General features: G+C 41.5%; 7 protein-coding genes. All 7 read left to right on the forward strand.

What is annotated here, in order from left to right:
- Positions 1–93: 93 nt before the first annotated feature.
- The 7 genes from EUBHAL_RS01880 to EUBHAL_RS01905 all read left to right on the forward strand — a co-directional run bounded on the left by EUBHAL_RS01880 (position 94) and on the right by EUBHAL_RS01905 (position 20,801).
- Positions 94–6,423 (forward strand): SpaA isopeptide-forming pilin-related protein, encoded by a 6,330-nt coding sequence (locus tag EUBHAL_RS01880; protein ID WP_049940616.1) that lies wholly within the window; start codon positions 94–96, stop codon positions 6,421–6,423.
- Positions 6,424–6,511: 88 nt separating this feature from the next.
- Entirely contained in the window at positions 6,512–6,652 is a 141-nt protein-coding gene (locus EUBHAL_RS15830) for a hypothetical protein (RefSeq protein ID WP_005344203.1), read from the forward strand.
- A gap of 6 nt (positions 6,653–6,658) precedes the next feature.
- Complete coding sequence (locus tag EUBHAL_RS01885; RefSeq protein WP_044921502.1) at positions 6,659–7,735, forward strand: DUF5688 family protein; 1,077 nt, start codon at positions 6,659–6,661, stop codon at positions 7,733–7,735.
- 68 nt (positions 7,736–7,803) lie between these two features.
- Positions 7,804–14,499 (forward strand): DEAD/DEAH box helicase family protein, encoded by a 6,696-nt coding sequence (locus EUBHAL_RS17370; protein WP_005344206.1) that lies wholly within the window; start codon positions 7,804–7,806, stop codon positions 14,497–14,499.
- A 549-nt stretch (positions 14,500–15,048) separates the two neighbouring features.
- Positions 15,049–16,863, forward strand: coding sequence for a reverse transcriptase domain-containing protein (locus tag EUBHAL_RS01895; RefSeq protein ID WP_005344207.1), 1,815 nt, complete (start codon positions 15,049–15,051; stop codon positions 16,861–16,863).
- 59 nt (positions 16,864–16,922) lie between these two features.
- Positions 16,923–17,981, forward strand: a complete 1,059-nt coding sequence (locus EUBHAL_RS01900) for a helicase (protein ID WP_242648724.1) — start codon at positions 16,923–16,925, stop codon at positions 17,979–17,981.
- A gap of 81 nt (positions 17,982–18,062) precedes the next feature.
- Positions 18,063–20,801, forward strand: a complete 2,739-nt coding sequence (locus tag EUBHAL_RS01905; protein ID WP_005344209.1) for a YodL domain-containing protein — start codon at positions 18,063–18,065, stop codon at positions 20,799–20,801.
- Positions 20,802–20,930: the final 129 nt, after the last annotated feature.

Genomic DNA, 20,930 nt, shown 5'->3' on the forward strand with positions numbered 1-20,930 from the left:
AGCCTTAGAAATGCAAGCATTTCACATCTGATTTATGAAATTTTGCTTGGCTCTGAACAATTGCCACAAATATATGAAAGAGAGGACCTTAGCATGAAGAAAAAAGGTAATTTTAGAAAAGTAGTATCTGGCTTGCTGGCAGGCATGACAATGCTTAGTACAGTGCTGTCTCCGATGACGGCATATGCAGCGGAGATCCAGCCAGAGGAGAAACCTCCACTTTATGAGGAAGTGAAAGACCTTCTGGATGAAGATGAGGTGGTGACTGCCAAAGATTATGAAATCGAAACAGGCAGTGTATTTAATGTGAAATCAGATTATACCGGACTGGAAATCAAGGATGATAACAAGGTTAAAGTCACATTTGAGGAAGCAAAGAATGATAAGAATGAGGATTTTACGACAGATCATGCGGACACTTACAAAGCGGTCTATTATGTGGAACCGGTAAATCAGGAGCATCCGAAGTACCAGATCAGCCGAAAGCTGATTGTGCGTGAGAAAGAAACAGAAGTGCAGACAGAAACTGAAGGGAGTGAAGCAGTAACCGAATCAGAAACAGCTGGCAGTGAACAGCAGACAGAGGAAACGGAGAATTCAGAAGCAGACTCGGAATTGCTTCCAACAGAGGAAGTGACGGAAAGCGAGATAGAAGAATTTGATTCTCAGGCAAGCGAACTATTACCGGATATGGAAGAAGATACTGAAAATACAACGGATTCGGAAACAGGTCTTACAGTATCGGATGCAATGGAGCAGGCGGAAGAGGAAGGAATTGATTTATACGCCATGGAAGCTGGTGAAACAGTCACTTTTATGGCAAAGACAAGTGCAAGAAGTGTACAGAAAGTATCTGTTACAAGAGGAACTCTGTATCGTTATGCGGATTATGGTTATGGTTCTTATCTTACCTATCAGTATACGGTTCAGTTTGGAAATGTATCTGCGACTGCTTACTGTGTACAGCCATCAAAACCGGGACCAGGAACAGGTAATTACACGATTAGTAAAGTCGGAGATGGAAAAACATTAGCTAAGGTATGTTATTACGGAACCAAGGCAGCAGGAGATGAAGGATTCTTTACAGAAGAGAATGGTTATGGAAATCTTAGTGCTGGAGCAAAATTCATTCTTGTTCATCTGGCGGCTTCTTATGCTAATGGAAGTGGCGACGCTTTTTCCGGAGCGAATAGTACAGCCAAGAATTTAGCAATGAAATTGTATAATTATTGTGTTTCACAGCCAGAAATACCGGATGTAGCAATGTCATTTTCTGATGGAGATGTAAAAGCTTATGTGGATGGCAATTCACAGAGAACCAAAGATATTACATTCAAAGCAGATAAGCTACAGACAATTACGATGAAGCTTCCGTCTGGTGTGAAACTTCATAATCTAAGCACAGGCACAACAAGTAAAGCTGGTGCAAGTGTAGAAATTTGCGGAGGAACAAAGTTTTATCTTTCTGCACCACTGACACAGGTGAGTGACGTGGCACAGAGCTGGTCTTCTACAATGAAGGGAAGTATTACAAAAGATTACTCTGCTTATAAAATCACCACCGGATCTGACACGCAGGATCTTGCGTTGGTATTTGGTGAAGGTGTGACAGATGAAAAATATATTGATTTCAAAGTGTCTTGGATTGAACAGGCTACGATCGAAATCGTAAAGAAAGACGATACAGCGGATGTCAATCTTGCAGGTGCAGTATTCGGTGTATACAGCGATGAGGCTTGTACAAAGCTGATCACTCAGATGCCGGCAACAGATAAAAATGGAAAATCCTCTGTTACGATCATTAAGACACAGGATACCGTTTATCTGAAAGAGATCACAGCACCACAGGGATATGTGGTAAATGCAACGGCAACAAATGTGAAACTGGTAGCAAGTAAGATCTCGGCTGTGACCGTGGAAAACAAGGAACAGCTGGCAGAACTTACCATTTATAAAGAAGGACAGGTTCTGACAGGAGCAGAGGTCAGTGAGAGCGGAACTGTATTTCAGTATGAAAACCGTAGACAGAAAAATGCTGTTTATAACGTGTATGCCGGAGCGGATATCGTTACTGCTTATGGCACAAAAGTGTACAGCAAAGGTGATCTGGTAAAAGAGAACCTGACTACCGGAGAGAATGGTTCTGTTACACTGAAGAACCTGCATCTTGGAACCTACGTGGTAAAAGAAACAAAAGCACCAGACAATTTCTATAACGGCAGCGAAGAAAAGTCAGTGACTCTAACTTATGCTGGTCAGAACAAAGAAGTTGTATTTGCAGATGTGACTTTTAACAACGAGAGACAAAAAGCAGATGTTTCCGTAGTTAAACAGGATAAAGACACCAAGAAACCACTGAAAGGCGGTATTTTTGCTCTGTATGCATCCGATGATATTAGAAATGCAGACGGAACCGTTATTGTGAAAAAAGGAACACTGATTGAGAAAGCAACTACTGGCGAAGATGGAACTGCAAAATTCACAGCAGATCTTCCGATTGGATATTCCTATTCTGTAAAAGAAGATCAGGCGCCGGAAGGCTATGTAAGAAATACAGAAGATGTGTATACGTTTAAGTTTTCTTATACCAATGATAAAGAAGCAACCGTATCATTTGCCCATACCTTCAGCAATGACCGTGTGACAGCAAAGATCAATTTATTCAAAGTTGATAAAGAGACAGGAAAAGCAGTACCACAGGGAGATGCCACACTGAAAGGTGCAGTTTATGGTCTGTATGCCCGTGAAGATATCGTGCATCCGGATGGAGCAACTGGAACTATTTATAAAGCAGGAGAACAGGTAGCTTCTCTTACAACAGATGACAAAGGACAGGCTTCTGTAAATGGCTTATATCTTGGCAAATATTATGTCAAAGAGATCACACCGCCGACCGGATACCTGGCAGATACAGAAGAGCATGATCTTACGTGCAGTTATGAAGGAGATATGACAGCAGAAGTAAAAAGAGAGTGCACTTCCAGTGAGCAGGTCATCAAGCAGCCATTCCAGATCATCAAAGCAGCTAACAATGGAAAGACAGATGCAGATCTGTTATTCGGAGCTGGATTTACAGTTTATCTGAAATCTTCCCTTACAAAGAAAGCAGATGGAAGCTATGATTTTGATTCTGCCAAACCGGTAGTGAGTGGAGAAAATGGAGCAACGGAGATTTTCACAGATGAAAAAGGATATGCCTGCAGTATTCCATTACCATTTGGAAGCTATATCGTGCGTGAAACTACAACACCGCACAATTACAAGCCGGTCGATGATTTTGAAGTGAATATCACAGAGCATCATCCAAATGAGCCGCAGATCTGGCGTGTGCTTCTGGATGAAGAGTTTAAGGCAAAACTGAAAATCGTGAAAAAAGACGATGAAACAAAGAAATCCGTACTGATTGCAGGAACAGAATTTAAAGTGTACGACCTTGACAACAAAAAGTACGTGGAACAGGTAACAACTTACCCAGTGACAACCACTCACAAGTCTTATTTTACGGACAGTCAGGGATATCTGATCATGCCGAAGAATCTGAAGATCGGACATTACCGGATTGAGGAAGTCAATGCACCGGAAGGGTACACAATCAACAAGAACTATGTAGAGATTGCAGTGGATGCAAACACAGCATACCAGATGGATTCTGAGAGCGGAGATGCCATTATTACGGTAGATTACGAGAACCATACAGTAAAAGGAAAGCTGACAATCTATAAAAAAGGTGAGATGCTGACCGGATTCAAAAAGGATTTTGTTTATGAAGAAAGATACCTGAAAGGTGCATCATTTAATGTCTATGCCGCTGAAAATATCTATACACCGGATTATCAGAAAGATGAAAACGGAAACAGACAGCTGATCTATGCGAAGGATGCACTGGTAACAACTGTTACGACTGGGGAAGACGGAAAAGCAGTTGCAGAGAATCTGCCGCTTGGTTCTTACTATGTGGTAGAAAAGACTGCACCGGAAGGATTCGTTCTAAACCATGATAGATCAGAAGTCGCATTTGTCTATGCCGATCAGGATACACCTGTGATTGAACAGGAAGTGACTGTTGGCGATGACCGACAGAAAGTTGCAATCCAGGTAGAAAAACAGGATGCAGAGAATGGTGCAACCGTAGTAGGGGCTGTCTTTGGTATCTATAACAAAGCGGATATTAAGGCGGATGGAAAAGTAATCGTGAAAGCAGACACACTCTTACAGGAAATGACTTCTGATAACGATGGTCTTGCAGCATGTACGCTGGATCTGCCACTTGGACAGTATTATGTGAAGGAGTTAAAAGCACCGGCGGGATTTGTATCCTCTGATGAAGTTCTGAATCTGGATGCTTCTTACCAGGGACAGGATGTGAAGACAGTAAAACTGAAAACAGTGAAAAAGAACCAGCCGACAACAGTTGAAATCACAAAATCTGATGTAACAACAGGTGTGGAACTGGATGGGGCAAAACTCACCGTTCTTGATAAAGAAGGAAATGTTGTGGATCAGTGGACTTCTGTAAAAGATCAGCCACATGTGATCAAACGACTGACTGTGGGTGAAGAATACACCCTTCGAGAGGAAATGGCACCGTATGGATATCTGAAAACGACGGATGTGAAGTTTACGCTGGAAGATACTGCCGAGATTCAGAAAGTAGAGATGAAAGATGAAGTTCCAACAGGACTTCTGATCATCAACAAAAATGGAGAATTTCTGGATAAGGTGACACTTCTGGACAATGTAAAAGGTACTGTGGAGCATCTCTTTGAGTATGTAACCGGAAGCCTTACAGATGTGACGTTCGATGTATTTGCTGCGGAAGATATTAAAGCGGCAGATGGTGTCAGTGAAGATTATTTCAAAGCAGATGAAAAAGTGGGAACCATTACCACAGATTCTAATGGTATTGCACAGATGGGAGATCTACCGGCTGGCAAGTACTATGTGAAGGAAGTAAAAACTGCCCATGGTTATGTGCTGGATAAAGAGCCGAGATATGTTGATCTTTCCTACCGTGATCAGGACACACCAGTCATTACTTATGATGAGAAATGGCAGAATGCCCGTCAGAAAGTAAAGGTTACGGTTGTGAAGAAAGAAAAAGATACAGACCGTGTCCTTGCAGGTGGTGTCTTCGGTCTTTATACCAGTGAAGATATCAAAAATGCAAAGGGCGAGGTACTCCTTGAGAAAGACAGTCTGATCGAGCAGCGAGTAACGGATGAAAAAGGGCAGATTACTTTTACGGCAGATCTTCCGGTAGATGGAAAATACTATGTGAAAGAAATCTTTGCGCCGGACGGATTTGTTACAACAGAAGAAGTACAGGAATTTACCTTTGAATATGCCGGAGAAGACCAGGCAGAAGTAAGCTACGACTTTACTTTTGAAAATCAGCCAACCACAGTGGAGCTGTCCAAAACAGACCTGACAACAGGTAAAGAACTTCCAGGTGCACACCTGAAAGTAACGGATTCAGATGGCAATACAGTAGATGAATGGACTTCTACGGAAGAATCCCATGTGATCAAAGAACTGGTTGTTGGTAAGGAATACACCATGACAGAGACAAAACCGGCAGATGGATATGTCACTGCAGAAAGTATTGCCTTTACAGTAGAGAATACAGCAGAAATTCAGAAAGTAGAGATGAAAGATGATGTGACAAAAGTAGAGATCAGTAAGACTGATATCACAGGAGAAACTGAGATTCCAGGTGCGAAACTGACGATTCTCGATAAGGATGATCAGGTAGTAGAGAGCTGGACTTCCACAGAGGAAGCACATTATATCGAAAAACTGCCAATCGGTAAATATACCTTACGTGAAGAGCAGGCACCGAAAGGATATCTTCTGACAGCCGATGTGACATTTGAGGTGAAAGATACCGAAGAAATCCAGAAAGTGGCTATGAAAGATGATACTGCCAAGGGAAAAGTGATTCTCAATAAGACAGATAAATCGTCAGGAGAACCACTGAAAGGGGTAGAATTTGAACTTCGTGACAGCAAAGGAAAAGTTCTGGAAACCTTAAAGACAGATGCTGCCGGTCATGCAGAAAGTAAGCTGTATGAGATTGCCACATTTAAGAACGGCAAATATGATACCGCTATCAAGTATTATCTGGTGGAAACAAAGACACTGGACGGATACACACTGGATCAGACCAAGCATGAAGTGACATTCGCCTATTCAGATGACAGTACACCGGTTGTGGAAGTTACCTTTAATCTGACAAATGAGAAACCGGAAGTTCCAGAAACACCGAACACACCGGATACACCACAGTCCCATGAAGAGACAAAGGTATCAAACGCACCGAAAACAGGTGACAGCACGAATATCTGGCTGCCAATCCTGCTTCTTGTAATCTCCACAGGAGGTATGGCAGGACTTTATATCAGCCGGAAAAGGAAAAGCAAATAAGGAAACTAAAACCAACGGTTATGATTGGGAGCTTCTATGTGAGGCTCCCTTTTTCATACAAAAAAATCACAGAAAGGAACAGAAAACTATGATGAAAGCAATGGAAAAAAGACAGGAAGCACGAAAAAACCAGGAGAAAACTTTAAAGAGAATGATGGCTTATCAGAAGAAAGCCGAGCAGATGGTCAGCAGAAAAAGAATGAACCATCACATGATCAGAAAGGGGTAAAAGCGTATGATGAACAGAAAAGAATTTTATGAATATGTCAAAGACAATGTAAAGGAGTATCTGCCAGAGTCTTATAAGGACGCAGAAATTAAACTTCAGGAAGTTGAAAAGAATAACGGATTGAAGTTGACTGGTATCACGATTCCAAACGGAGATCAGAGAATCGTACCGACAGTCTATCTGGATTCCCTCTACCAGGAATATATCCATGGAAAAGATGTAGATTCTTGTGTTGGTGATGTAGCTGATATGCGTATTGAGGCACAGGGAAAAGCAGAATTTTTTGATATGGGAGTTCCGGATATTCTGGATTATGAAAAGATGAAAGACAAATTACAGATGAGAATTTGTGATAAGGAATGGAATACCGATCTTCTTGCAGATAAAGTAGTCACAGAACACGGAGATTTTGCAGCTTATTATGCAGTAAATCTGGAGGAAAATGGAGAAGGGATCAGCAGTATTCCGGTAACTGTTTCTCTGATGAACGAGTGGGGAGTATCTGCCGAACAGATTCAAGCGGATGCGATGGTGGCAGACCGAAAACGTGGTGTCACACTTATGGATATGAATGAGATTATCAAATCTATGATTTTTGGTGAAGAACCAGAAAACCTGCTGAATGAAAAAATGGATATGGAAGCCATGGAAAACCCAATGTTCTGTCTGACAAACAAAGCTAAGATGAATGGAGCTTCCCTGTTACTGCAGGAAGATATTCGTAAACAGATTGGGGAATGCCTGGGAAGTGATTACTTTGTCATCCCATCTTCCGTTCATGAAGTGTTGATTCTCCCTGATAACGGAATTTTTCAGGTTCCAGAATTAAATGCGATGGTACAGGAAGTCAATGAGACACAGGTGGAAAGACAGGAACAGCTTTCTGATAAGGTTCAGTTCTGTGATAAAAAGACCGCAGTAATGGAAAATGCTGAGCGTAGGGAAGCACGTCTGGAAAAAGAAAAAGCAGAAGTAAAAGGTGGAATCCATGGAAGATTGGAGAAAGCCAAGGCAGAGATCAAGGCAAAAGAGGCAGACAAAGTGCCAAAGAATAAGTCAAAAGAGCTTGCCACAGCATTATAAAGAGAAACAACGATGATATTAAGGGGACTGTGCCAAGCAGTCCCTGATTTTATGAAAAGGAGTAGCACATGGCAAATAAATTATATGCAATGGAACAGCTAACGGAAGAGGTGGCAAAAGATGTAGCTGCCAGTCCGCAGGAATGGATGCGGTTCCTAAACACTGCATCCAGACTGTACAAATACACTTTTCCAGAACAGCTTTTAATTTATGCACAGCGACCGGAAGCAACTGCCGTAGCATCCATGGAAATCTGGAATCAGAAGATGTACCGCTGGATCAAAAAGGGATCCAAGGGGATTGCCTTGATTGACAATACTTCCGGATCGAAAACAAAACTTCGGTATGTATTTGATGTGCAGGACACTTATAAAGTGCGGAATCTGGGAAAAGATCCTCAGTTATGGAATCTTCCGGTGAAAGGAGAACAGCTGGTTGCAGATTATCTGCAGGAACAGTTATCACTGGAAGATACAGAAGGAGGACTTGCTGAAAGTCTGCATCAGGCAGCGAAGGAGAGTATGCAGGAATGGCTTCCAGATGCATTGGAAGAACTGAGACTGGACGTAACAGGGACATTTTTGGAAGAACTGGACGAACAGAATCAGGAAGTCGAATTTCGGGAACTGATGACCAATAGTGTCTGGTATGTATTACTAAACCGGTGTGGGCTGGATGTACAGGAATATCTGGATGCAGAGGATTTTCGGCATATTACGGACTTCAATCAGCTGAAAGTATTAGGACATCTGGGAAGTGCAGTCAACGAAATCAGCAGACCAGTCTTGATGCAGATTGGACGATATGTTCTGAAGGATCTGGAAAATGACCTGAAAACGGTTGCAAAAGAAAAAGAAGTAGTTTATAATGAATTTAACACGTTAATTCGTGAAAGCATAGAGGATAGTACAGAAGATAGAGAAGAAAATAAGGAGGAAGTAGACTATGAGAGAGATCAGTTACAGTCAGAACGGAGAATACCAGATTCCGGATATCAGCCTGGAGGAGACGAGAGGGACGATCGGGAAGTACGGAATGATGAGGAAAGAGTATCTGAGAAATCACAAGGTAGCCAGGTTCAACATTCTGACACTGCAGAACCGTCTGGACAGTCATCTGATGGAGATCGACAGTCAGGCAAGACAGAGAGTAGACAATCTGATGAACGAACTTTTGGAGAAAGATCCGGCACCGGACAAGATGGCAGACACAATGGCGTGGACCAGACACATGAACCAGATCAAAGCACAGGCAGAGGAACTGGTGATCCAGGAGATTATTTACAGTTAAGCCTGTTCCCAACAGAAGAGGAACAGTTAGGAGAAATAAGGAAAGCGGCAGCTGCATTAGAACAGCCAGCCGCTTTTCTTATTTCTGATGAAATGGTAGACGATATTCTCCGAACAGGAAGCGGACAGAAAAATACGCTGTTTCACATTACTGCAAGACTGATTGAGGGTCTGGACAATGAAGAAATGCAAAGTTTCCTGAAAGATGAATATAGAACTGGAGGAAAAGGATTTACCATAGATGGTCAGAAAATCAGTATCTGGTACGACAACGATGGTATCCGTATCCGGAGAGGTGACTCTGCAAGAAGAAACTTTGACCGTATTGTTACGTGGGAAGAAACCGCTGATCGAATCCGAGATATGTATGAGGAGGGAAATTACGTTGATAATCTAATCTCTAATAATGCTATCGAGCAGGAACAGAAAGAAATGACAGATCTTCTGGCACTTCATTTCCGAGATACAAATAGAAATACGGAAGAATACCGGTCTTATACGGATTGGCAGGATATCATTCGGAATGCCTGGCCAGATCCAGAAGGACAAAAAGAAATCTATCAGCAGTTTGAATGGTTACAAGCGGATATGAATGAAAATCCGAGTAATTATCATCGTTGGGAAATTCAGCACAATCCAGTGTATTTTCAGCGTTTTCGTGACCTCCAGAGAGATTTTTCCTGGGTGGCTCAGCAATTCAAGGTAGAGCGGCCGGCGCTATCCTTTATCACACAGGATGAAATAGATGCAGTGTTAAGAAGAGGCGGCATTACTGCCGGAGGACGTAACCGGATTTATGAATATTTCATGGAGCACCATGATATGAAAGATGCAGCTGAGTTCCTGAAAAATGAATATGGAACAGGTGGTTCTTCACCCGGAATACCAGGAGCAGATGCTTCTGACGCATCCCACGATGCAAAAGGATTAAAGCTTGGAAAAGGGAAGATTGGCAATCCAGAGGTAGAAGTTTTATTAAAGTGGAATAAGGTTGCGGAACGTGTCCGCCAGTTAATCCGCACAGATGATTATTTGTCACCGGAAGAAATGGAAAAGTACGAAGAGCGACAGGAAGCACAAAGACTGGCAGACCTGGAAGAAGCACAGCAGATGTTAGGAGAACAGCTGGAACAAGATACTTTTACAGCGGAAGATATAACGGATCTGCGACTAGTTGATTCAGAATATATGTCCGGTACCAGAACAAAAATCTATGATTTTGATTGCAAAGTTAAGGGAGAAGAGGATCGACTTCAATACACTTTAGAATATCATGATGATGGAGAAGGTTTCACGATTCATACTGAAAAAGATGATATTTGGGATCGAATGTCAACACAAGAATTGGAACGTTTGGATGTAAAACTTGGACAAGAAGTACTTTATTATCATTATCACAATAAAACAGTAAATGCGGATACCTTAGATAAATTACGAGATATCAGGGAAGAAATTATGGAGGAAGAGTCTTCCTATTTTACTGCTATTTCTAATCGTGTGTGGACAGATTATGATAAAAAAGAAAAAGAATTATCAGGAGAAATTGAGGCATCGGAAGAAAAAGAATCATTGGAAGAGATTAACGGAATAGCAGAACCTATTCAAGCAACGAACTTCCATATCACAGATGATGAACTTGGACAGGGAACACCGAAGGAGAAATTTCGAGCCAATATTATGGCTATCCAGTTGTTAAAGAAATGTGAGGATGAGAACCGCAATGCAACACCAGAGGAACAGGAAATCTTATCCAGGTACGTCGGCTGGGGAGGTCTTGCAGATGCATTTGATGAGACAAAATCTGCATGGGAAACAGAATATCTGGAATTAAAGACCGTCCTTACACCGGAAGAATATGCTGCCGCCAGAGCTTCCACCTTAAATGCTCATTATACACAGCCGATTGTGATTGAAAGTATGTATCAGGTGTTGGAGAATCTGGGATTTACAAAGGGAAATATTCTGGAGCCATCTATGGGAGTCGGGAACTTCTTTGGAATGCTTCCGGAGAATCTAAACCAGTCCAAACTCTATGGTGTGGAACTGGACAGCATCAGTGGCAGAATTGCAAAACTGCTCTATCCAGATGCCAGTATTCTGATCAAAGGCTTTGAGAAGACAGATTATCCCAATGATTTCTTTGATGTGGCGATTGGAAATGTGCCATTTGGTGCATACAAGGTCAATGACCGTCAATATGACCGCTACAATTTTATGATTCATGATTACTTTCTTGCCAAAACGATAGATCAGTTACGTCCAGGTGGTGTGGCTGCATTGATCACAACAAAGGGAACCATGGATAAGGCATCACCGGAAGTCCGGAAATATTTGGCAGAGCGTGCAGACTTGCTGGGGGCAATCCGACTGCCGAACACAGCTTTTAAAGCAAATGCGGGAACAGAAGTCAGTACGGATATTTTGTTTTTCCAGAAGCGTGAGAGTTTCACAAAAGAGATGCCAGACTGGATAGATTTGGAGAGTGATGCAAATGGAATTAGCATTAATAAGTATTTTGTTCAGCATCCGGAAATGATTCTTGGTGAGATGAAAGAAGTGTCCGGTCCGTATGGTATGGAAACAACCTGTGCTCCAATGGAAGGAGCTGATCTGGAATTACAGTTACAAGAAGCTGTAAAACACATCAAGGGAAGCATGGCACCGGCAATAGATGTGGAGGCAGAACTGGATGAGATGCCAGAGAGTATTCCGGCAGATCCAAATGTCCGAAATTACAGCTATACTGTGGTAGATGCTCAGGTATATTACCGTGTCAATTCTTTGATGAATCAGGTGAAAATGCCTGCAGCCACTGCAGAACGTGTAAAAGGTATGGTTGCAATTCGTGATACCGTTCGTGAGCTGATCGCCATGCAGATGGAAGAATTTGTAACAGACGAAGAAATCCAGAAACAGCAGGAAAAACTGAATCAGGTGTATGATACCTACACAGCAAAGTATGGAGTTATTGGAAGTAATGCTAACAAACGGGCATTTTCTGATGACTCTTCTTATTGTCTGCTGTGTTCCCTGGAAGACTTGAATGAAGATGGAACATTGAAGCGGAAAGCGGACATGTTCACCAAACGAACCATTAAAAAGGCAGTCGCTGTAACAAGTGTGGAGACAGCCACAGAAGCACTTGCTTTGTCCCTAAATGAAAAGGCTAAAGTAGATCTCCCATATATGGCACAGTTGACCGGAAAGACCGAAGAGAAAATCACAGAAGAGCTGGTTGGAGTTATTTTCAAAAATCCACTGACAGACCAGTGGGAAAGCGGAGATGAATATCTCTCTGGAAACGTCAGGGATAAATTAAACACTGCGAGAACTTTTGCAGAGAATCATCCAGAATTCACACCGAATGTCCGTGCATTGGAGGCAGTTCAGCCGAGAAATCTGGAAGCATCCGAGATTGAGGTGCGTGTTGGAGCCACCTGGATTGAACCTTCGGATTATCAGGATTTTATGGTGGAACTGCTTCATACGCCGAGGTATCTTGCACAGAAGGAAATACAGGTAAAATTCTCTGAGGTAAATGGTGAGTGGAGGATTACAGGAAAGAATGCCGATAGTCCAAGAAATGCGTTTGCCTATGCAACGTATGGAACGGAGAGAGCAAATGCCTACCGGATTCTGGAAGATACCTTGAATCTAAAAGATGTACGAATCTATGATAAAGTCGTAAATGACAATGGGGATGAAGTGCGAGTTTTGAATAAAAAAGAAACTATGTTGGCCTCACAAAAGCAGGATGCCTTGAAGGTTGCATTCCAAGATTGGATTTTCAAGGATCAGCAGAGGAGAGAAAGGCTGGTAAGCGTGTACAATGAGCGTTTCAATAGTATTCGTCCCCGTGAATATGATGGTAGTCACTTGAGTTTTCCAGGAATGAACCCGGAAATAGAACTTCGTCCGCATCAGAAAAATGCAGTTGCACACCAGCTATACGGTGAGAATGTGCTTCTGGCACATGTAGTAGGAGCTGGGAAGACTTACGAAATGGTAGCGGCGGCAATGGAGAGTAAACGTTTGGGATTATCTCAGAAAAACCTCTTTGTAGTTCCAAACCATTTGACGGAGCAGTGGGGAGCAGAATTCCTGCAGTTATATCCTGGTGCCAATATTCTGGTCGCAACGAAAAAGGATTTTGAACCTGCAAACCGAAAGAAGTTCTGTGCCAGAATCGCTATGGGGAATTACGATGCTGTTATCATTGGTCACTCCCAGTTTGAGCGTATTCCAATCTCTGATGAGAGACAGGAAGCCATGCTTCAGAGGCAGATTGATGATCTGGAAATGGCAATCCAGAGTGCAAGGTATGAACAGGATGGTGGACGTTATACCGTCAAACAGATTGAAAAGACAAGAAAAACATTGCAGACAAGGCTGGAGAAACTAAATCAGAAAGAGAAAAAAGATCAGGTAGTTACGTTTGAAGAACTGGGAGTGGATCACTTGTATGTAGATGAAGCACACAGCTATAAAAATGCCTTTCTTTATACAAAAATGAGAAACGTAGCCGGAATTGCACAGAACGAAGCACAGAAATCTGCAGATATGTTCAATAAATGCCAGTATCTGGACGAGATTACCGGAGGGAAAGGCATTACCTTTGCTACGGGCACACCGATCAGCAATAGTATGACGGAATTGTATGTTATGCAACGGTATCTGCAGAATAGTAAATTGCAAAATATGGGACTTGGATTGTTTGATTCCTGGGCCTCCACCTTTGGCGAGGTAGTCACCAGCATTGAGCTTGCACCGGAAGGAACAGGTTATCGTGCAAAGTCAAGGTTTGCAAGATTTTATAATATTCCGGAGTTGATGAATATGTTTAAGGAGATTGCAGATATCAAGACTTCCGATCAGTTAGAGCTTCCTGTGCCGGAAGCGGAATATGAAACAGTGGTGCTGAAACCAACGGAACAGCAGAAAGAAATCGTAGAAAATCTGGGAGAACGTGCAGAAGTTGTCAGAAACGGCGGGGTAGATGCCTCGGTTGATAATATGCTGAAAATCACCAATGATGGAAGAAAATTAGCATTGGATCAGCGTTTGGTGAACGAATTATTGCCAGATAATCCAGAAAGCAAAATATCAGTCTGTGCAGAGAAAAGCTATGAGATCTGGAAAGACACAGCAGCACAGAAATCGGCACAGCTGATTTTTTGTGACTTGAGCACACCGAAAGGTGATGGCAGTTTCAATGTTTATGACAACTTGAAGCAGAAACTGATGGAAAAAGGTGTACCGGAAAAAGAGATTGCATTCATTCATGATGCAAATACAGAAGCAAAGAAGACGGAGTTGTTTGGAAAAGTGAAATCCGGGCAGGTTCGTTTTTTGATTGGTTCGACAGCAAAGATGGGTGCCGGGACCAACGTGCAGGATCGTCTGATTGCATTGCATCATCTGGATATTGGCTGGAAACCATCTGACTTGGAACGTGCGCCCGTAAAGGCATCATAATAAATATACCTTTGGCAAGGTATTAGGATAGTATCTTACAGTCCTATCATCAACCGATTTACCTGTGAGGGAAACTAAATATCAGGGAAAATAGCACGTCGGTAAAGCCATAAGTCAGCTAATTACCAAGCTGCGACTGAATGGGGAGATGAAAAGTTAGGTATGAGGATAAAGCCCATACTGGTTGAACGATAGTCCAAACGGTCAATGTCGGGACTATGGCGTAAGGTAATTATTATTCGCTATATCTCAGCACTTATGTTCCGCTGTTCAGGAGCGTAAGCAAAGATAGGCTGAGACGTATATGCAATAAGCATAAAAGGATGGAAGTCGTATCCGACAACCTAACAAGCCAAATCGTTAGTATGATGCTAAACGGGGATTACCTAAGTCGAAACGCTTAAAAATAAGCTATTAAGTGTAGGCTTATGAATATTCGATATGGTAACGGAGCCTTCATAGTAGTCCGAGAGTGTTAATGGCACTTACATGGCGAAGGAAGGCAGTTTATAACATTAACAATATAGAAAGGATAATGTGTGATACATTATGAGAAATCCTGAAAATGTGTTAATCAGCTTAACGAAACACAGTAACCAAAAAGATTACAAGTACGAGCGTTTATACCGTTTGCTCTACAATGAGGAACTGTACTTAACCGCTTATCAAAACATTTATTCCAATGACGGAAGTATGACAAAAGGTACTGACAAGCAAACGGTTGACGGTATGAGTATCGAAAGAATACGGAAAATCATAGTTTCGCTCAAAGATGAAAGCTATCAGCCAAAACCTGCAAGAAGAACCTATATTCCAAAGAAGAACGGAAAAATGCGTCCACTCGGAATACCGTCCTTTGAGGATAAATTGCTTCAAGAGGTTATCAGAATGATTTTAGAAGCTATCTATGAGGGGCATTTTGAAAATACTTCTCATGGGTTCAGACCTAATAGAAGCTGTCATACGGCACTCAATGAAATTCAAAAAACTTTCACGGGTGTGAAATGGTTTATCGAAGGAGACATTAAAGGTTTTTTTGATAACATCAACCATGCTACGTTGATTGGAATTTTACGAGAACGTATCAATGACGAGAGATTTCTTCGACTGGTAAGAAAATTTCTGAATGCAGGCTATATTGAGAATTGGACTTTTCATAACACCTATTCGGGAACACCGCAGGGTGGCATTATCAGTCCTATTCTTGCAAACATTTATTTGGATAAATTTGATAAGTATGTAAATGAGTATGTCCGAAAATTTAAAAAAGGTAAAAAGCGTATGCGTACAAAAGAGTACCGCAGGAACGAAGTCGAATTAAGCAAAGCCAGAATCGCATTGAAAAATGCAAACGACGACTGTGAAAGAGAAAATGCGATTGCACGCATAAGGCAGTTGGAAAAAGAACGGGTGAATATTCCCCCAAGTGACCCTATGGATAACAATTATGCAAGGCTGGTCTATGTCAGATATGCTGATGATTGGCTGTGCGGAGTTATCGGTTCGAAAGAGGATTGTAAGAAAATAAAAGAAGATTTTAAGAATTTTCTCAAAGAACAATTACAGTTGGAGCTATCAGAAGAGAAAACGCTGATTACCAATGCCCAAAAAAGTGCGAAATTTCTCAGTTATGAAATCAGAGTACGGCATAGCAATCTAACCAAGAGAGATAAAACAGGCAAGCTCGTTCGTAATTACACGGGCAGAATTGTACTGGAAGTTTCAAGTGATACAATCAGGAAACACTTGATTGATACAGGTGCTATGAAGTTAATCTACCATAATGGAAAAGAAATTTGGAAACCCAAGGCAATATACAGATTGAAAAACTGTGATGATCTGGAAATACTCGACTACTACAACAGTATGATACGAGGTTTTTACAATTATTACTGTATAGCCAATAACAGCTCAATCATCAACAGCTACAAGTATATTATGGAATACAGTATGTATAAAACCTACGGCACAAAATACAGAACATCAATTTCAAAAGTAATCGGAAAATTCAGAGCAGGAAAAGATTTTGCTGTAAAGTTCCGTAATTCCAAAGGAGTTGAGAAAATGCGAGTGTTTTATAACGAGGGTTTTAAACGGCAGAAAAAAGCATTCCAATCTAATGCAGACTTAGTTCCAAATACAATCAAATATTTCAGCAGTACAAAGCTAATCGACAGAATAAAAGCCAGAGAATGTGAGCTATGCGGAAAAACTAATACTCCCATAGAAATTCATCATGTTCATCGGCTTAAAGATTTACAAGGTAAAACTTTTTGGGAAGCTCTTATGATAGCGAGAAATCGCAAAACAATAGCTTTGTGTAGAGAATGTCATAAGAAATTACACTGTGGACAGTTAAATTGAGTTTATAAATGGAGAGCCGTATACAGTGAGAGTTGTAAGTACGGTTCGGGGGCGAGTATTTGGAAACCTACCATAGCAATATGGCAAGGCGCTGGGTACTTAGCCTACAGAGAGAAGGGCGTATCATCCGCCAGGGAAACCATAATAAAAAGGTTCATATCTTCCGATATGTAACAGAATCCACATTCGACAGCTACATGTGGCAGCTGATCGAGAATAAGCAGAAATTCATTTCTCAGATTATGACCAGTAAAGCACCTGTGCGAAGCTGTGAAGATGTGGACGAAGCGGCACTTTCCTATGCAGAGGTCAAGGCACTGGCAACCGGAAATCCAGCAGTAAAAGAGAAGATGGCATTGGATGTTGATGTGGCAAAATTAAAACTTTTAAAAGCCAACCACATGAATAACCAGTACCGCCTGGAAGATGATATTGCAAGGAATTTTCCACAACAGATTGCAAAACTGACGGAGATCATTGACAGCTACAAGGCAGACATCGCTCATTATTCGGAGCATAAAAGCACAGATCCAGAGCAGTTTACTATGGAGATTAGTGGCAAAGTGTTCACAGAAAAGAAAGAGGCAGGAGCAGCACTTCTGGCGGTATGTAAAGATATTAAAGCTGTAGATGCTGCGATGGATATCGGAAACTATCAGGGATTCAATATGAGGATTCAGTTTGATGGATGGAGTAAAGAATTTATTCTATCTGTCAAACATGAGGCTGTCTCGAAAGTTCATCTTGGAGCAGATGCACTTGGAAATATTACTCGTATCAACAATCTGTTGGATAGTTATCCGGAGAAGCTTTCAGAAGCACAACAAAGACTGGAAACAGTATATGAACAGCTTGCAAATGCAAAAGAAGAGGTTGGAAAGCCATTTCCAAAAGAAGAGGAGTTGAACCAGAAACTGGAGCGACTGTCAGAGTTAAATGCATTGCTCAATATGGATGAACGGGAAGATGCTGAAGCAGAGGTATCTGAATCAGATGAGAAAGAAGAAAGATCGGCACGTGGTTCTATCCATGAAAAACTGCAGATTTATAAAGAAAAGAGTCAGCGGGAAAGTGAAACTGGCAAGGAAAACAGAAAACGGGACTTCGGTCTGGAATAAGTAAACAGGAAAGATGGCATAATCTGGCAGAAAGAATGTTCTGCCTGTTATGCCATTTTTTAGAACACAGGAGGAATTTGAATGGCGGGAAATATGATAACAGGAAAAGAAACGCAGAAAATGCAGGAATATACGCAGGAACGGATTGCTCAGGCAGAGCGTAGAGATATAGAATTTTCAACAGATGTAAAAGAACAGATTTTTGAATATGCGAATCTGATCGGCGAGGAAGAGAAAGTTAGGACTTTGGTAAGAAATCTGGCAGATGCAGTGAGTCAGGCAGATCAAGAAGGTGTAGAGGATTTGCTGGATGACGTAAGAATGGATATTCAGGAACTGCCGGATCCAACCATAGGTAAGCTGGAATTACGTGACTATGGATATACAGCAGAAGATATGGTGCCACTTAGAAAAGAAGCAGCCTTGGATTATCACAGAATGGGTTCTAAGATTTATTGCCTTGGAAGTGATGGCAGTAAAGGTGAATATGCGAGTAAAGAAATGATACAGGCACACGACGGTTTGTTTGGAATGGAATCGCAGATGTGGGAACGGATTAAGGATAACAACCTGGATTATGCAGAAGAAAATTTAGGAGCATTTCAGGAGCCTATGAGTGTCATTGAGCAGGAAGAAGCACTGAAATTATACGATGCCGGAGCAGATATCTATCTGATCACTAATTTTTCATCACCTATGTATGTCACAGAACGCATGGAAATTGAACGAGGACCGGAGCATTATCAGATGTCTATGACAGAACTGGAGCGTTTCCGTAACCTGGAATGGGAAATGCAGAAATATCCACAGATTCAATCTTTGAAAGAAGCAAACCTGTTGTTAGGAACAAGAAGGATATTTGGAATTTATCAGATCCGGGATGATTTACCGGGAGAAAACTATGCATTTATGAATATGAGTTTTATTGAAAGTCATGGTATGCAGATAAAAAAAGAAGATTATAAGCTGGTCTATGTTGGTGAATTATCAGGAAATATGTCACTGGATGATATTTTTGAAAAGTTCAACATTGACAGACCGGAAGACTTCCGTGGGCATTCCCTGTCTGTCAGTGATATCATAGTTCTGAATGACGGGGAAAAGGTAACTGCTCATTTTGTAGACAGTATCAGTTTTGAACAGCTGGATTCTTTCCTGAATCTGGAAGAACAGGTTCTTAGTGAACTGGCATATGAGGTAGGAGAACGATATTTTGCTATTCAGAGAACAGAAGAAGGATATGATTATTCCTTTTATGATGAAGATTTCCGCTTGATGGATGGTGGCATTTATGAGAATGATGAAATTTCTATTGAAGAAGCGGCGGAGGAACTTTTGGAAGACGAAGGCTGGACGGGAGAACGCATCCGTGGGGATTATGATCAGTTGATGGAAAAAGTAGAAGAAATGGATGAAGCTGTAATGGCAGAGATTCAGAAAAGCCAGGGCGAATATAAGCCATTGGCAAAGGTAGAGGAACTGGAAGAGGCAAATTATAACATGATTGATAACGTCCTTAACAATATGCCACCGAAGAAAGAACCATATCTGGAATACTTTGCGGCAGAATGCGATGAGTTCCATGATATGGGAGCGTATGAAAAAAGTACCGATGCTAATCAGATTGCTGCAGTCTATGAAAAATATAGGGAGAATCCAAAAACAGCGTATCTGGGATGCTCGATGGGAATTATTTATCATGATCCGGAAGACAGTTACTATGATGAAGCTGAATTTGCAATTGTAAAAGGAAATACTGTGTTTGGAAATCTGATGGATGATGTTCGGTTTTATGGGGAACTTGCATTGGTACGGGAAGGAATTGAGAAAATTCATGAAGCATTACCTGACTATAAGTACGTTCCGATGCGGGATGTTCGAGAAGCAATGTATCCAGAGAAGATGACCACAGAACAGTTAGCAGAGGCACTGGATGAGATTGCAGAAGCGTTTGATCCATATGAGTATCGGGATAATGTGGAGCCGGGAGAAAATACGGTACAGGAAGTAATGCTGGATTTGCGAAGTGGAAATATTCATTACTATGTTTCTTACTTGAAAGATATTGTAGACGAAGAATGCGACTTGTCTGTTCGTGCAGGTGTATTGATTGAAAGGCTAAAAGCCTATGAACCGGAACTTCCAAAAGATATGCAACCAATGGTGTATGTGAATTATTGTGAGAAAAGTGAACTGGGGAATCCAAGATGCCAGAAGTTATCTGATTTGGATTCCAAAACCATAGAACAGGACAAAGTCTGGTATGCTGATCGTGATCCAAAGACTAACGAACCAAAAACGACAGCACAGATGTTTTTTACAGTATATTATGCTGAGAAGGGCGACAAGATGCTGCATCATTTTCAAGGTAAGATAGATATTGGTACCGGAAACGGCGGTATCATCAGTCAGTTAAAGATGCAGAATGAAATGAAATTGACAGATGAAAGCTGGATCAGCTACCAGCAAGGAAAAGGCAATGAAGAGTATCAGAAGTATATGGAAGATCTGACAGATATGCAGAATCATGTACTGCCGTATCTGCAGAGCTTTTGCAGCCTGGAAGAAAAAGGTGTGAAGGAGAGACGAGAACAGCAGGTAGCAGAGAAAAATGAGAGCAGAGAAGCTGTGCCAAGAACTGGCGGTGAAGCAAATATAGCAGTTAAGGATGCGGGGAAAGCTGAAAGAAAGGAAATAACAGGAAAAGAGAAGAAACCGTCGATCCATGAACGCTTGGAAATCAATAAGAGAATCATCCAGGAAAAACAGGGAAAAGATGAGCCGGAGAGAGGAGATGATTTGAGTGTAAGGATGGTGTAGTATAAGATAGAATGGAGTCGGAGGTCACAGATAACAATGTGGCTTTCGGCTTTTTGTTTTGAATGATTATGCTTCAAACTTTTATGTGATAAACGTAACTTGCTGTGATATTATAAAAATGATATAAGC

The organism is Anaerobutyricum hallii DSM 3353 (genome assembly GCF_000173975.1).
Lineage (GTDB): Bacteria > Bacillota > Clostridia > Lachnospirales > Lachnospiraceae > Anaerobutyricum > Anaerobutyricum hallii.

What these genes read in the sequence shown, in the direction of transcription:
- EUBHAL_RS15830 (WP_005344203.1), top strand. Translation starts at nt 6,512, where the DNA reads ATGATGAAAGCAATGGAAAAAAGACAGGAAGCACGAAAAAACCAGGAG.
- EUBHAL_RS01895 (WP_005344207.1), top strand. Translation starts at nt 15,049, where the DNA reads ATGAGAAATCCTGAAAATGTGTTAATCAGCTTAACGAAACACAGTAAC.
- EUBHAL_RS01885 (WP_044921502.1), top strand. Translation starts at nt 6,659, where the DNA reads ATGATGAACAGAAAAGAATTTTATGAATATGTCAAAGACAATGTAAAG.
- EUBHAL_RS01905 (WP_005344209.1), top strand. Translation starts at nt 18,063, where the DNA reads ATGGCGGGAAATATGATAACAGGAAAAGAAACGCAGAAAATGCAGGAA.
- EUBHAL_RS01880 (WP_049940616.1), top strand. Translation starts at nt 94, where the DNA reads ATGAAGAAAAAAGGTAATTTTAGAAAAGTAGTATCTGGCTTGCTGGCA.
- EUBHAL_RS17370 (WP_005344206.1), top strand. Translation starts at nt 7,804, where the DNA reads ATGGCAAATAAATTATATGCAATGGAACAGCTAACGGAAGAGGTGGCA.